This window comes from Vogesella oryzagri (assembly GCF_040148885.1).
Classification (GTDB): domain Bacteria; phylum Pseudomonadota; class Gammaproteobacteria; order Burkholderiales; family Chromobacteriaceae; genus Vogesella; species Vogesella oryzagri.
Map to the genome: position 1 here is coordinate 38,870 of NZ_JBEFLD010000002.1, position 14,326 is coordinate 53,195.

Consider the following 14,326-nt stretch of genomic DNA (forward strand, 5'->3'; position numbering starts at 1 on the left):
GTCTGCTAGTTGGCATTCAGCCCGAAAGCGCGGCTGCCGAGCTTGGTCTTGTAGAGGTTTTCCACCTGGATGACCTCCTTGTCGGTCATGCCGCGCGGCAGGGTGCGCAAAATGGAAAACTGGAAGTGCGCTGCGTGGCGCTGATCGGCGGCCAGCAATGCCTGCAACTGCACATTGTCGCCATGACCGTTGGCCGCATAGTTTTTCCAGCGCCCCAAAATGCCCTCCTTGCCGTAGGCCGACCCGACGTACTGTTTACCGCTCTCGCTATCCACAATCAGGTACACACCAGCCACCGCCGCCAGCATTTGGTGCCAGCGGGCATTGGCGACCGGGTTGGCAATGATCTTGCGCAGTTCCGCATAGGTGATGACGAAATCGAGATAGCCCGGGAACTCGGTGACATAACCGGGCGGCAGGATCGCCACCACCTCTTTATCCTTGTCGTGTGCCCACTGATGCCAAGCCAATGCCGCCCCACCCCAGTCGATCACCAACCGCCCCTCCAGCTCGGCAAAGCGGGAGTCTTTTTGCAAGCTGTAGTGATAGGGCCAGCATTCCTGCTGTGCGGCATACAGATAACCGTCCGGCCAACGGCCATCCGGTCGGTATGCAACACCCTGCACCTGATACACACCGACAAACTTGGCATGACGGCCTTCCGTGCCGATGAACGACACAATCTGCTCGCAGTCGGCAAACACCGGTTCGCTTTGCGCGGCCTGGTAGATATCCAGTTGATCATTGAGATACAAGCGCTCCAGATCGCACTGCTTGTCCTTGTGCCGGACAAATTTTGTACGCCTCGTGAAGTCCATACCCAATCCGGACAAAAGCGTTTTGCATGTCAACATCTGATTTCTCTCATTCCCGGTATCAACAAACAGTGCTCAGCCCTTGTCCGTAGCCGCATGCCATGCACGGACCATCGGCTTGAGCAGGGTTTCCGCCAGCTGTTCGAACAGCGGGTCGGACAGCGGCTCCAGGTGGCGGAAGGCCAGCAGGTTGGCCGCATCGTCGCGCTGCGGGCTGCGGCCGTGGCCGGTGAAATCGGGCGCCCATTCGTTTTGCGCGGCGCTCATTTCGCTGCCGGGCTCGGCGCGGGCGTAGGCCAGCGAGGTGCGGGCGAAGAATGGCAGCGGCTGCTGCCGCCCCTGCAGGTAGCGCGCCACCCAGGCGGCCAGCAGCGCGTGGGCGTCCAGCGGCACGCCCTCGCCGTCGACCGCGCCGAAGCGGTGCACGCCGTCGTCGGCAAACAGCTGGCTGTCCGCCGCGATGCCGGGCAGCTTGGCTGCCAGCCGCAGCAGGTGTTCCAGCCACAGGCGGATGAATTCGGTGGCGTAGGCCTTGCGCGGCACCACCCGCAGCAGCCCTTCCTGGCGCAGGCCGGCCAGTTCGCCCACCAGCGTTACGCCGCCGATGTCCAGCCGCAGCGGCTGTGGCGGCAGGGTGGCGGCCAGCAGGCTTTGCGGCAGGCGGCTGGCAAAGCGGGCGCTGGCGGCGCGTTCCTGCGTCAGGCAGGCCTCGCCCAGCGCCGCATCCGGCAGCAGGCCCAGCCCGTGCAGGCGCGCTTCGGCCATGCGTAGCGGCTTGCCGCCCAGCATCGCCTGCACCAGGGTGTCGCGGATGTCGCTGCGGCTGTCGCGGTCGATAGCGAACGGTTCACGGCCCGGTAGTTCATCCGCCAGCCGCTCCAGTTTCAGCCCCAGGCCATCGGCCAGCCAGGCACGCACCGGGTTCTGCCAGAAGCGCAGGAAATCGGCCACTTGCACCACGACCGGCGCCGGCCGGGCCAGCGCTTGGGCAAACGGCTGCGGGCTGGCCGCCGGCTGCGCCAAGGCATCGGCCCACAGCGGCTCGTGGCTGCGCAGGCTGGCGTCGTAATAGCGGCGCGAGAACGGCTGCAGCGGGTGGCGGGTGGTGATGGCGGCGCTGATGTCGCCGCCGCTCATCGCGCCCAGGGTGTCCAGCAGCTCGGCCACCAGCGGCGACGGCGGCAGCGGCTCATCGCTGCGCACGCTGCGGCCAACCCAGCTCAGGTACAGCACGTCGCGGGCGGAGAGGATGGCTTCCAGGAACAGGTAGCGGTCGTCGAAGCGGCGCGAGCGGTCGCCCTTTTTCGGGTGGCGCGCCACCAGGTCGAAGCTCACCGGGCGCTCGTCGCGCGGGTAGGCGCCGTCGTTCATGCCGACCAGGCACAGCACGCGGAACGGGATGGAGCGCATCGGCACCATGGCGCAGAAAGTCAGCCCGCCGGTGAGAAAGCCGCCGCTGGACGATATTTCCAGCTGGCGCAGTACCGCGTCGCGCAGCACGCTCAGCGGCACCGCGCCATCGAACTGCGCCAGCGCGGCATCGGCGGCCAGCGCATCGGCGATCTGGTGCAGCAGCTGCAGCGCCGCTTCGCCGTCTTCGTCCACCAGGAACAGCTGCGCCGCCGCGCTGCGCAGGCGCTCGGCCCAGTCAGCGATGCTGGCCGGCTGCGCCCACTGCGTGGCGAGGCCATCCAGGGTGTCGAACAGCGCGGCGAGGCTGGCCAGCTTGGCCGCCACCTGCCCTTGCGCGGCACTGTCCGGCAGCAAGCCGGCGAACAGCGGCAGGCCGTCGCCGGCCAGGCCGGCCGGCAGCACGCTGCCCAGCAGCAGGCGATCCAGCCCCCAGCGCCAGGTATGGGTGGCTTCGGCCGGCAGCCCCAGTTCCGCCTTGTGCGCGGCATCGCGGCCCCAGCGGATGCCGGCACCGCGCACCCAGTCGGTGAGCAGGGTGATGTCTTCGTCCTGCAGGCCGAAGCGGGCCAGCAGCGCCGGGCAATCCAGCAGCGCCAGCACCTCGGCGGCGGCAAAGCGCGAATCGGCCAGCTGCAGCACCGCGCCGAAGGTGGCCAGCAGCGGCACTTCGCGCGCCAGGCGGCGGTCGGCAATGCTGTACGGGATGGACGGCGCGTCGGCGCGGTAGCCGAACACCGCGTCGATATACGGTGCGTAGGCGTTGATGTCCGGCGTCAGCACCGCGATGTCGGCCGGGGTCAGCGCCGGGTCGGCGGCCAGCAGCGCCAGCAGCTGGTCCTTCAGCACTTCCAGCTCGCGCATCGGGCTGTGGGTGATGTGGCAGACGATGCTGCGATCGGCCGCCGCTGGCTGCTGCACGTTGGCCGCCGGCGGGCTGAGCGTCAGGATGTCGCGCTGCAGCCGCGCCAGCAGCGTATCGCCTTCCGGCGCCACGAACGCCGACACCGGCTCGTGGATGCCGCCGGCTATTTCGTCGAAAAAGTCGCGCCCCTGCTGCCCCAGCGACGCCAACAGCGGGTGGCCACTGTCGGCCTGCTCGCCGTGGGCAAACAGCTTGAGCTGGCCGCGGGCATCGACGATGTCGCCCCAGTAGGCTTCGCTGGGGTTGAGCAGGAACACGTTGACCTCGGTGAGCTCGGCCATGCGCTTGAGCAGCGCCAGGTACATCGGTGCCAGCGTGGCGATGCCGAACACCGACACCCGCTGCGGCAGGTGTTCGCGCCGCAGGCTGGCAAAGAAGTCGTCCAGCATGGTGACGCGGTGGCGTCCGGGCACATCGGCGGCCAGCAGCTGCCACAGCGCCGCCTGCCAGGCTTCGTCCTCGCCCAGCGCCAGCCGCTGCCCGGCCTCCCAGGCGCGAATCCACTCCGGGCGGAACACCAGGTATTGGTCGTAGATGTCGGCAATCTTGCCGGCCAGCTCGTAGCAGGCCAGCGGCCCGCCCTGCAGGTAGCGCGTCAGCGGGGTGAACGGCTCGCCCTGCAGCGTCGGCAGCAACGCCATCAGCCGCCAGGTGAGCACCTCCGGCGCAAACGCCGACTTGGGCGGCAGCTCCGGCAACACCGCCTGCATCAGCCGCCAGCCAAAGCCGGCCGGCAGCACGAACTCCAGGTTGGCCGCAATGCCACGCGCGCGCGCCAGGTTGAGTGTCAACCAGCGCCCCATGCCGCGGCTTTGCACCATGATCACCTCCGGCGCGAACGGATCGGCCAGTGGCGTGTCGCTAAGATGGCGGTAGAGAATGCCCAGCGCTTCCAGGCGATTGGATTGATACAGGTTCAGCGGCATGGCGCGGTGATGGCGTAGTCATCAGGACGGGGCAGTTTAGCATTCCGCCGTGCCGCTCCAAGCCGTTATCATCGGCCACTGCCATAGCCAACAACGGGGAACCCCATGGATTACCAGACACTGAAGCACATCCACGCCGGGCTGGCGTATTTATCGGTCACGCTGTTCGCGCTGCGCGCGGTGCTGTCGTATCTGCAACCGGCGCTGCTGCAGAGCAAGGCGCTGCGCATCGGCCCGCATGTGGTGGACAGCGGCCTGCTGGCCGCCGCCATCACCCTGGCGGTGTGGGCCGGATTGTCGCCGCTGGAACAGCCGTGGCTGATGGCGAAGATCGTGGCGCTGATCGCCTACATCGTGCTGGGCACGCTGGGGCTGAAGCGGCTGCAGGGGTCGCCGCTGCGCGGCCCGGTGCTGCTGCTGGCGCTGGCGATGCCGCTGTACATCATCGCGGTGGCCAAGACCAAGCTGGTATGGCCGTTCTAGCGGCAGCGTAGCGCGGGAGCCTGGCGCCCCCGCCAGCAAGTTGGCCGCATCCCCGGCGGGGAGGCGGCCAACTGTCATTCAGCACGGCCCTGCCGGGCCGGGGCGATCAACGCTGTTCTGACACGGTGATTTCGATGCCGCCGGTCCACTTGGCCGCCAGATTGTACAGCCAGGCGGCAATCAGGGTGCCGATGAAGCCCAGCACCGCATACAGCAGCGGCAGGGCGATCAGCATCATGCCCGACGGTGCGTGCTCGTCCGGCACCAGCAGCATCAGCGGCACCATGATCAGCAGCAGGGGTAGGGAAATCAGGAAATACAGCACCGCCAGGGTCTTGGCCGATTGCAGCGGCGAAATCTTGCTCAGTCGTTTCTTCACACTAGTCTCTCCATGATGCCGCGCAGGCATCCGTCGCATTGAAAGCGGCCCAGCCTCGGACCGAGCAGGACGTTAGCATTTTCCGTTGTCATTTTGAAGCGCGCCCGCCACCCCAAAAAAAGCGGCCGGTTCGCAATGAACCGGCCCCAATGGACAATAGCAGGTCAAACTCACAAATCGGCAGCGCCCCCCGGTGCTGCCGTTTTGCTTGGGGGAGCGCACCGGCCGCCAGCCGGTGCAGCAATGCTTTACACGCCCAGACGGTCGCGCATTTCGTACCACCACGCGCCCATGGTCAGCATCGGCACGCGGAACAGGCGACCACCCGGGAACGGGTAGTGCGGCAGGCTGGCGAAGGCGTCGAAGCGCTCGCGCTGGCCGCAGATGGCCTCGGCGATGATGCGCCCGGCCAGATGGGTATAGGTAACGCCGTGGCCGCTGCAGCCCTGCGAGTAGTAGATGTTGCTGTCGACGCGGCCAACCTGCGGCAAGCGTGACAGGGTCAGCGAGAAGTTACCGGTCCAGCCGAACTCGATCTTGACGTTTTCCAGCTGCGGGAAGGTTTTCAGCATCTTCGGCCGCACCAGACGCTCGATCTCGCCCGGGTCACGCGCGCCGTACACGGTGCCGCCGCCGTACAGCAGGCGGTTGTCGCCGGTGAGGCGGTAGTAATCCAGCAGGAAGTTGCAGTCTTCCACGCAGTTGTCGCCCGGCAGCAGGCTCTTGGCCAGCGCCGGGTCCAGCCGCTCGGTGGTGATGACCTGGGTGCCGCACGGCAGGGTTTTTTCCGCCAGCTGCGGAATCAGGTCGCCCAGGTAGGCATTGCCGGCCACCACCACGGTATCGGCCACCACTTCGCCCTGTGCAGTCTTCACCGTGGCCGGTGTGCCCTTGGCCACGCTCACCACCGCGGACTGTTCAAAAATCTGCCCGCCCAGCGCCTCAAACGCGGCAGCTTCGCCCAGCGCCAGGTTCAGCGGGTGGATGTGGCCACCCCAGTTGTCCAGCAGCGCGCCGACATACTGGTCGCTGGAGACGATGTCCTTCATACCGGCCTTGTCCACCAGTTTCAGACCGGTGTGGCCGTAGCGTTCCCACAGCGCCTTCTTGGCCGCCAGCTCGTCCAGCTGCTTCTGGGTGAAGGCGGCAAACACGTTGCCGTTCTTCAGATCGCACTGGATGCCGTATTTTTCGATGCGTTCGCGGATGATCTTGCCGCCTTCGAACGCCATGGCGCCCAGCTTGCGCGCGGTGTCGGCGCCGTGACGGGCTTCGATCACGTCGATGTCGCGGCTGTAGCTGTTGACGATCTGGCCGCCGTTGCGGCCGGAGGCGCCCCAACCGACGCGGGCGGCTTCCAGCACCACTACCTTGAAGCCGGCTTCGGCCAGGTGCAGCGCGGTGGAAATACCGGTGTAGCCGGCGCCGATGATGCAGACATCGGCACGCAGGCTGCCACGCAGCGCCGGACGTTCCGGCGACGGATTGGCCGAATAGGCGTAGTAGGACCCGGTGTGTTCGACAGTCTGACTCATGACAGCTCCTCGTATTATTTCTTAAACATTGCGGCGCAGCATCGCGCATTTGTTACTGCATTATGCGTCAAACAATAACACACGTCTAATATGTTAAACATAGCAGGCGTAAAAAAAGCCCGGCGAACCGGGCGTGGGCTGTTGGATTCGGCTTACACACTGTGGTGTTCGCTGAGCGCCGCGCGCTTGGCCGACAGGTCGATACCCGGCAGGTCGGCGACGATGTCCGCGTGGTCCACCAGCTTCTCCACCACGAAATCGACAAACACGCGCGTGCGCGGCGCGATGTGGTCGCGGTGCGGGAAGCAGATGTAGATGGAGCGCTCCATGGACACGAAATCGGTCAGCACCGCTTCCAGCCGGCCGGCGCGCACGTCGTTCAGTACCTCGTGCCCCGGCAGCTGCGCCACGCCCAGCCCCAGCCGCGCAAGTTCCAGCACCGCATCCACGTCGTTGACGGTATAGGTGCCGGATACTTCCAGCGGAATGCGCTCGCCGCTGCGTTCGAACTCCCACTTGTACAGCCGGCCGGAGGTGGGGAACTGGAAGTTGATGCAATCGTGCGCCGACAGCTCTTCCGGGTTGCGCGGCTTGCCGTGCTCTTCCCAGTAGCGCGGCGCCGCCACCACGTATTGCGGGATGTGCGCCAGGTGGCGCGCCACCATGCGGCTGTCCGGCATCATCCCCACCCGCACGCCGACGTCGTAGCCGTCTTCGATCAGATCGCTAAAGTGGTCATCCATACCGAAAAACACGCGGATCTTCGGATAAAGCTCACAAAACTCTTCCATCAGCGGCAGGATGAAACGGCGGCCAAAGGCATTGGGCAGGCTGATGCGCAGGTGCCCGGCCGGCTCGTCGCGGCTGGCCTTCAACTGCTGGATGGCGGAATCGAGATTGTTCACCGGGCCGCGGCACTGCGCGTAGAAGCGGCGGCCGTCCTCGGTCAGCGTCAGCTGGCGGGTGGTGCGGTTGAACAGCCGCACTTCCAGTTCCTGCTCCAGGCGGGCAATGCTCTGGCTGACGGCAGCGGGCGAGACCCCCAGTTTGCGGGCAGCATCGGAAAAGCTGCCGTTCTCGGCAGTGGTCATGAAGACCATCAGTGCTTTTAAAGTATCCATGGGTTGATCTCGCGAAAGACCCGACTGCGGCACGGGCTGTTCAGGTCATTTGAAAACACATCAGATGCAAAACCGCAGGCGGCTTACAGATTCTTTGTCAAATATAAGTGAAAAAAGTTTTTGCTTAAAGATATTTATGGACTGCCTGATAAATGCGAACGGCCTAAATAGCACAAAGGGTTAGCACGCCCGGCACCCGGCCTTCCGGCCAGTTTGCAAAGTGATGCCGATTTGCAACAACCGTGCGCCGCTGCCAGCCTCATTTTGTGTTGAGCCCGCAGCGCAGGCGATGGCAGCCATGAGTAGAAATCATGGCAAGACGAAATCCGGTTGGGCCACCCGGCACGCTTCGCTAAGATAGCCGCTCACAACAACCATACAGAGGAGAACACGGTGACAAAAGGGATCCCCTTTGCCTGTGGCACAGTCTCCAGCGGCCTGACACACACCCAGTTATCCACCCTGCTGCAATGGATCCAGCAACTGCCGCAACTGGGCTGCGAGCAGGAACTGCAGCGCTACCTGGACGCGCTGGCCGAGGAAAGCGGCGCCAGCACCCTGCAAATTCATCATGGCCCGGTTGCCAGCCAGGGCTGGCTGGGCAGTCCGCGCCGCTTCTGCGCCGGCGTGGTGGCGTTGCCGCTGGGCGGCACCCCGGCCTGCCGCGGTCTGGGGCTGGGGCATGAGGTGCAGTTTTTTGCCGCCGAGCCGGGCGCGCCGGTAGCCTGCCTGGCACTGCACTGCGACGGCCATCTGAGCCTGCTGCAAGTAGACCAGACCTTGCCGGCGGCGGAGCTGCGCATGCTGGGCAGCCTGCTGCCGCACCTGCATCGCACCCTGCAGCGCATCACCCCGGCCGGCAACGGCAACAACCCGCTGTCGCACCGCGAACGCGACATCTTCTACTGGATGATGCACGGCAAGACCAACTGGGAAATCGCCACCATCCTCGACATCAGCGAGCGCACGGTGAAGTTCCATGCGGCCAACATCATCCGCAAACTGGACGCCAACAACCGCATCCATGCCATCGTGCTGGGCCTGCAAAAAGGCCTCGCCGCGTAGCGTCCCGGCTGCCCCCGGCTTGACTCTGGTCAACGCCGGGCGCGCCATCCCTGCCGACAATCCAGCCTTTGCTTTTTACGCTGGAACCGGCATGTCGATTTCCCACTCGTTTTCCCCGCTGGTCATCCGTGGCCGCCAGTTGTTGCCCATCGTGCAGGGCGGCATGGGCGTCGGCATTTCCGCCAAGCGCCTGGCCGGCGCCGTGGCGCAGCAGGGCGGCGTCGGCACCATTGCCAGCGTCGACCTGCGCCACCTGCACGCTGACCTGCTGGCCGATGCGGCCAACCTGCAGGGTCAGGACGGCATCAACCGCCTGAACCGCATCGCACTGGACCGCGAGGTACGCGCCGCGCTGGCTACCGCCGACGGTCACGGCCTGGTGGCGGTGAACGTGATGAAGGCGGTGGACGACCACGCCGCGCTGGTGCGCCAGGCCTGCGAATCCGGCGCGCATGCGGTGGTGATGGGCGCCGGCCTGCCGCTGGACCTGCCGGAGATGACCGCTAATCACCCCGATGTGGCGCTGATTCCCATCCTGTCCGAAGCACGCGGCATCGGCATCGTGCTCAAGCGCTGGATGAAGAAGGGCCGCCTGCCGGACGCCATCGTGATCGAGCACCCCAACCATGCCGGCGGCCACCTGGGCGCCGCCAGCATCGCCGGGGTGGCGGATGGCAAGTTCGATTTCCAGCGCGTGCTGCAGGAGACCTTCGAGCTGTTCCACAGCCTGGGGCTGACGCGCGAGCGCATCCCGCTGATCGTGGCCGGCGGCGTCAACAGCCACCAGAAAGTGCACACCTATCTGGCCGAGTACGGCGCCAGCGGCGTGCAGATCGGCACCGCCTTCGCGGTCACCGAAGAAGGCGATGCCCACATCGACTTCAAGCGCACCCTGGCCGGCGCCAAGCAGGAGGACATCGTGGAATTCATGTCGGTGGCCGGCCTGCCGGCGCGCGGCATCCTGACCCCGTTCCTGAAAAGCTACCTCAAGCGCGAAGACAAGCTGCAGGCCAATGCCAAGGCCGACCCGGCGCGCTGCACCCAGGCGCTGAACTGCCTGTCGGTATGCGGCTTGCGCGACGGTCTGGCCAAGGTCGGCCAGTTCTGCATCGACCTCAAGCTGGCCGCCGCCTTCCGCGGCGAAGTCAGCAAGGGCCTGTTCTTCCGCGGCAGCGAGCCGCTGCCGTTCGGCGACGCCATCAAGAGCGTGCAGGAAACCATCCACTACTTCCTCAGCGGCGAAAAACCGCTGGATCTGCACGGCGCCTGAGCCGTCTGTCCGCCGATGCGGCCAACCTTGCAGCATGGTCAGGGTTGGCCGCATTTGTTACAGTCTCCCGACTGTAATCGCCCCGCTACTCCTGCTGCCATGAACGCCTTCACCAGCTGTAACCCTGCCTCCGGCGAGGTGGTTTTCACCCGCCCCGCCCTCGATGCCGATTGTCTGCCGCCCATCCTCGCCAGCCTGCGCCAGGCGCAGCACCGCTGGTCGCGGCTGGATACCGCCGCGCGCGCCGAGCGCCTGCTGCTGGTGGCCGACGCCCTGGCGGCGCAACGCCACGCGCTGGCGGAACTGGTATCGCTGGAAGTGGGCAAACTGCTGCGCGAATGCCTGGCCGAGATCGACAAATCGGTGCAGCTGATCCGCTACTACGCCGAGCTGGCGCCGCGGCTGCTGGCGCCGCAGGCCATTGCCACCGGCGCCAGCAAGAGCGGCGTGGCGTTCGAGCCGCTGGGACTGGTGCTGGCCATCATGCCGTGGAACTACCCGGTGTGGCAGGTGCTGCGCTTCGCGGTGCCGGCGCTGATGGCCGGCAATGCCTGCCTGGTGAAACCGGCGCCGTCGGTGCCGCAGTGCACCGCACTGCTGCTGGACATCGTGCGCGATGCCGGGCTGGAGGTGCTGGAGGTGGCGTGGCTCAACCACGATGCGGTGGACGACGCCATTCGCGGCGTGGACGCGGTGGCGTTTACCGGCTCCACCGGCACCGGCCGCCAGATCGCCGCCATGGCCGGGCGGCATCTGAAGAAATCGGTGCTGGAACTGGGTGGCAGCAACCCCTTCATCGTGCTGGCCGACGCCGATGTGGAAGCCGCCGCCGTCGAGGCCGCGCACTCGCGCTTTCGCGATGCCGGCCAGAGCTGCAACGCCGCCAAGCGCATGATCGTGGTACCGCAGGTGGCCGATGCCTTTATCGACGCCTTCATGGCGCAGGTACAGGCGCTGGTGCCCGGCCACCCGGCCGATGCCGTCACCACGCTGGCGCCACTGACCCGCGCCGACCTGCGCGAGGCGCTGCACGCCCAGGTGCTGGACGCGGTACACAACGGCGCAAGGCTGCTTTCCGGCGGCGTGATGCCGCATGGCGTGGGCTTCTACTACCCGGCCACGGTGCTGGATCAGGTCACCCCGGCCTGCCGCGTCTACCACGAGGAAGTGTTCGGCCCGGTGGCCAGCATCCTGCACGCCCGCGACGAAGCCGACGCCATCCGTCTGGCCAACGACACCCCGTTCGGCCTCGGTGCCACCATCTTCAGCGCCGACACCGAGCGCGCCTGGCAGCTGGGGCGCGACATCGAGGCCGGCGCGGTGTTCATCAACCGCTACACCAGCTCCGACCTGCGGCTGCCGTTCGGCGGGGTGAAAGCCTCCGGTTACGGCCGCGAGCTGTCCGAGTTCGGCCTGTACGAGTTCGTCAACGTCAAGACCTACTGGCAGAAGTAAGGCGTTGCGGCCAGCCAAGGTTGGCCGCATGCAACCAAATGCCGGCGCTCCGGTCGCAGCCAATCTGCCTTTTGCTGCCGGACTGCCATGCTGCCACCGCATTCCCCCACCCCGCGCACCGCCTGGGTGCGCGTCGCCCTTGCCGCCAACCATCTGCACCACCACACCCTGGGTGAGGCCATCGGCCGCCACCCGCGCCAACAGCTGACCTGGCTGGGGCTGCTGGCACTGCCGCTGCTACTGCCGCTGAGCATCCCCGGCATGGCCACCACGGTGGCGGCGTTCTGCGTGCTGGTGGCGGCCAGCATTTTTCTCGGCCGCTGCCTGCCGCTGCCGCACTGGCTGCAGCAGCGCCGGCTGCCCGGCAGACTCAGCGAGCCGCTGGCCAGACAGGTGGCGCGGCTGACCAGCCGGCTGGCACGCATCAGCCAGCCACGGCTGCTGCGGCTGTCCGATGTGCGCAGTCGCCGCCTCAACGGCGTAATGCTGGCGCTGGCCGGGCTGGCGATGATGACGCCGGTGCCGATGGTGTCGTTCGACAATGTGGTGCCGGCGCTGGCCACCGTGCTGCTGGCGTGGGGGCTACGGGTGCGCGATGGCCGCATGCTGCTGGCCGGCTACGTCACCACCGTGCTGGCGTGGGGCTATGTCGCACTGCTGTGGTGGCTGGGGGCGGAGTTGCTGCTGTGGCTGCTGTGGCTGCTGGCGCTGCCGGCGCGACTGGGCTGGTAGCCATTCCGGCGCGGGCGGCAGCCGCGTATGATCGCGCTTTTAGCCCACCAAGCCTTCCCCATGAGCAAGCTGACCCTGTACGGCAACCGTGACTCCGGCCACAGCTACAAAGTACGCCTGGCACTGGTGCTGGGCGACCTGTCGCATGAATACCGCCATGTCGATCTGGCCACGCCGCGCGCAGCGCGCCCGGACGACTTCCGCGCCGCCAGCCGCTGGGACGAAGTACCGACGCTGGTAGTGGACGGCGTGGCCATGGTGCAGTCCAACGCCATCCTGCAATGGCTGGCGGAAAGCGAAGGCGTGCTGGCCGGCCGCCCCGGCGACAAGCAAACCATCCGCGAGTGGCTGAGCTGGGAAGCCAACCGCATCGGCCTGTCGCTGCCCAACCTGCGCTTTGCCCGCAAGTTCGAGGCGCAGCCCGCCGAGGTGCTGGCCTGGCTGGAAGCGCGCTGCCACCGCGACCTGGACGTGCTCGACGCCCAGCTGGCACAGCAGGACTACCTGCTGGCCAGCGGCCTCACCATCGCCGACCTGTCCGCCAGCGCCTACCTGTGGTGGGCGGCGGAGGCCGGCATCGATATACAAGGTTGGCCGCATGTCGCCGCCTGGCTGGCGCGCATCGCCGCCCAACCCGGCTGGCAACATCCGGACCACCTAATGGCGCCGGATTTCGCCGAGCCGGAAGACACCGACGCCTAGCCTGCCGTACAGAAAGCCCGCGATGACCGATCTTCTCTCCCGCCTGGCCGCCATCGTTGGTGCGGCCAACCTGCTCACCGCCGAGCACGCTGTCGCCCCCTTCGTTACCGACTACCGCGGCCGCTATCACGGCCGGCCGCTGGCGGTGGCCTTGCCGGCCAGCAGCGCCGAAGTAGCAGCGCTGGTGCGACTGTGTGCGGCGGAGCGTATCGCCATCGTGCCGCAAGGCGGCAACACCTCCACCTGCGGCGCCGCCACCCCGGACGGCAGCGGCCGCCAGCTGGTGATCGCCATGCGGCGGCTGAACCGCGTGCGCGACGTGGACGTGGCCGGCCGCGCCATTACCGTGGAAGCCGGCGTCACCCTGGCCGCGGTGCAACAGGCGGCGGCGGATGCCGGCTGCCTGTTCCCGCTGTCGCTGGCGTCGGAAGGCAGCTGCCAGATCGGCGGCAACCTGGCCACCAATGCCGGCGGGCTGGCGGTGCTGCGCTACGGCACCATGCGCGAGCTGGCGCTGGGGCTGGAAGTGGTGCTGCCGGACGGCACGCTGCTGGATGCGCTATCCAGCCTGCGCAAGGACACCAGCGGCCTGGACGTGAAGCAGCTGTTCATCGGCGCCGAAGGCCAGCTGGGCTTGATCACCGCCGCCACGCTCAAGCTCTACCCGCTGCCGACCGCCCGCGCCACCGCCATGCTGGCGGTAGACAGCGCCGCGGCGGCGATTGCCACCCTCACCGCGCTGCAGGACGCCTTTGGCGACCGGCTCACCACCTTTGAAATGATGTCCGAGCCCTGCCAGCGGCTGCTGGACAAATACCAGCCGGGCAAGGTGCCGTTCTTCGCGCCGTGGGCGCTGCTGGTGGAGCTGTCGGACAGCGGCGCGCCGGACGCACTCCAGGCCCGACTGACCGACTGGTTGGCCACGGCGGCCAACGTTGGCGACGGCGTGCTGGCGCACAGCGAAGCCGAGCGCGCGCGGCTGTGGCAGCTGCGCGAGGACATGTCGGAAACGCAAAAAAAGGACGGCGCCAGCATCAAGCACGACATCGGCGTGCCCAGCTCGGCGATTCCTGCCTTCCTGGCCGCTTGCGACGCGGCGCTGCAGGCGGCGTTTCCCGGCGTGCGCATCATCGCCTTCGGCCATGCCGGCGACGGCAACCTGCACTACAACATCAGCTACACCCGGCCGGGCAATGCCGAGCTGTTCGCCGACGAGGACGCGGTCAATGCCATTGTCTACGACCACGTCTACCGCCACCGCGGCACCCTGGCTGCCGAGCACGGCGTGGGGCAGCTCAAGGGCCACTGGCTGGCGCAGTACAAGGACCCGGCGGCGCTGGCGCTGATGCGCACACTGAAACAAGCCATCGACCCGCAGGGCATCATGAACCCGGGCAAGTGGCTGTAGCCGCTGAGCCAGGGCGCGCCGGCTCCGCCGCACAAGGCCGGGCGCCGGCATGGTGGCCCGGAGGCGACATCTACACTGTAATGACATTGTTTTGTCAGAC

The 14,326-nt window shown here is 66.9% G+C and carries 12 protein-coding genes; 7 read left to right on the forward strand and 5 right to left on the reverse strand.

Annotated features, from left to right (window positions below; all coding sequences use genetic code 11):
• Positions 1–5: 5 nt before the first annotated feature.
• Both ABNW52_RS02825 and recC read right to left on the reverse strand, forming a co-directional pair.
• Positions 6–818, reverse strand: coding sequence for a GIY-YIG nuclease family protein (locus ABNW52_RS02825; RefSeq protein WP_349583741.1), 813 nt, complete (start codon positions 816–818; stop codon positions 6–8).
• A 72-nt stretch (positions 819–890) separates the two neighbouring features.
• Positions 891–4,076, reverse strand: a complete 3,186-nt coding sequence (gene recC, locus ABNW52_RS02830; protein ID WP_349583744.1) for an exodeoxyribonuclease V subunit gamma — start codon at positions 4,074–4,076, stop codon at positions 891–893.
• A gap of 105 nt (positions 4,077–4,181) precedes the next feature.
• Between recC and ABNW52_RS02835 the strand changes: the two genes are divergently transcribed.
• Positions 4,182–4,559, forward strand: a complete 378-nt coding sequence (locus ABNW52_RS02835; protein WP_349583747.1) for a SirB2 family protein — start codon at positions 4,182–4,184, stop codon at positions 4,557–4,559.
• A 106-nt stretch (positions 4,560–4,665) separates the two neighbouring features.
• Here ABNW52_RS02835 and ABNW52_RS02840 read toward each other — a convergent pair whose 3' ends face one another.
• The 3 genes from ABNW52_RS02840 to ABNW52_RS02850 form a co-directional block, all read right to left on the reverse strand.
• The gene (locus ABNW52_RS02840) at positions 4,666–4,938 is read right to left on the reverse strand and encodes a hypothetical protein (RefSeq protein ID WP_349583749.1); all 273 of its coding nucleotides are present in this window, start codon (positions 4,936–4,938) and stop codon (positions 4,666–4,668) included.
• 248 nt (positions 4,939–5,186) lie between these two features.
• Complete coding sequence (locus ABNW52_RS02845; RefSeq protein ID WP_349583752.1) at positions 5,187–6,473, reverse strand: NAD(P)/FAD-dependent oxidoreductase; 1,287 nt, start codon at positions 6,471–6,473, stop codon at positions 5,187–5,189.
• A 152-nt stretch (positions 6,474–6,625) separates the two neighbouring features.
• Entirely contained in the window at positions 6,626–7,594 is a 969-nt protein-coding gene (locus ABNW52_RS02850; protein ID WP_349583754.1) for a LysR family transcriptional regulator, read from the reverse strand.
• Positions 7,595–7,987: 393 nt separating this feature from the next.
• Here ABNW52_RS02850 and ABNW52_RS02855 point away from each other — a divergent pair, with 393 nt between their 5' ends.
• The 6 genes from ABNW52_RS02855 (at position 7,988) to ABNW52_RS02880 (ending at position 14,226) form a co-directional block, all read left to right on the forward strand.
• Positions 7,988–8,659 (forward strand): helix-turn-helix transcriptional regulator, encoded by a 672-nt coding sequence (locus ABNW52_RS02855; RefSeq protein ID WP_349583757.1) that lies wholly within the window; start codon positions 7,988–7,990, stop codon positions 8,657–8,659.
• Positions 8,660–8,756: 97 nt separating this feature from the next.
• Positions 8,757–9,929: an NAD(P)H-dependent flavin oxidoreductase gene (locus ABNW52_RS02860; RefSeq protein WP_349585018.1), complete on the forward strand. Its 1,173-nt coding sequence runs from the start codon at positions 8,757–8,759 to the stop codon at positions 9,927–9,929.
• Positions 9,930–10,028: 99 nt separating this feature from the next.
• Positions 10,029–11,384, forward strand: coding sequence for an aldehyde dehydrogenase family protein (locus ABNW52_RS02865; protein ID WP_349583758.1), 1,356 nt, complete (start codon positions 10,029–10,031; stop codon positions 11,382–11,384).
• Between the two features lie 87 nt (positions 11,385–11,471).
• Positions 11,472–12,116, forward strand: a complete 645-nt coding sequence (locus ABNW52_RS02870) for an exopolysaccharide biosynthesis protein (RefSeq protein WP_349583761.1) — start codon at positions 11,472–11,474, stop codon at positions 12,114–12,116.
• Between the two features lie 60 nt (positions 12,117–12,176).
• Positions 12,177–12,818: a glutathione S-transferase family protein gene (locus ABNW52_RS02875; protein WP_349583764.1), complete on the forward strand. Its 642-nt coding sequence runs from the start codon at positions 12,177–12,179 to the stop codon at positions 12,816–12,818.
• A gap of 22 nt (positions 12,819–12,840) precedes the next feature.
• The gene (locus ABNW52_RS02880) at positions 12,841–14,226 is read left to right on the forward strand and encodes an FAD-binding oxidoreductase (RefSeq protein ID WP_349583766.1); all 1,386 of its coding nucleotides are present in this window, start codon (positions 12,841–12,843) and stop codon (positions 14,224–14,226) included.
• Positions 14,227–14,326 lie beyond the last annotated feature (100 nt).

What these genes read in the sequence shown, in the direction of transcription:
- ABNW52_RS02845 (WP_349583752.1), bottom strand. Translation starts at nt 6,473, where the DNA reads ATGAGTCAGACTGTCGAACACACCGGGTCCTACTACGCCTATTCGGCC.
- ABNW52_RS02865 (WP_349583758.1), top strand. Translation starts at nt 10,029, where the DNA reads ATGAACGCCTTCACCAGCTGTAACCCTGCCTCCGGCGAGGTGGTTTTC.
- ABNW52_RS02825 (WP_349583741.1), bottom strand. Translation starts at nt 818, where the DNA reads ATGGACTTCACGAGGCGTACAAAATTTGTCCGGCACAAGGACAAGCAG.
- recC (WP_349583744.1), bottom strand. Translation starts at nt 4,076, where the DNA reads ATGCCGCTGAACCTGTATCAATCCAATCGCCTGGAAGCGCTGGGCATT.
- ABNW52_RS02870 (WP_349583761.1), top strand. Translation starts at nt 11,472, where the DNA reads ATGCTGCCACCGCATTCCCCCACCCCGCGCACCGCCTGGGTGCGCGTC.
- ABNW52_RS02835 (WP_349583747.1), top strand. Translation starts at nt 4,182, where the DNA reads ATGGATTACCAGACACTGAAGCACATCCACGCCGGGCTGGCGTATTTA.
- ABNW52_RS02850 (WP_349583754.1), bottom strand. Translation starts at nt 7,594, where the DNA reads ATGGATACTTTAAAAGCACTGATGGTCTTCATGACCACTGCCGAGAAC.
- ABNW52_RS02875 (WP_349583764.1), top strand. Translation starts at nt 12,177, where the DNA reads ATGAGCAAGCTGACCCTGTACGGCAACCGTGACTCCGGCCACAGCTAC.
- ABNW52_RS02880 (WP_349583766.1), top strand. Translation starts at nt 12,841, where the DNA reads ATGACCGATCTTCTCTCCCGCCTGGCCGCCATCGTTGGTGCGGCCAAC.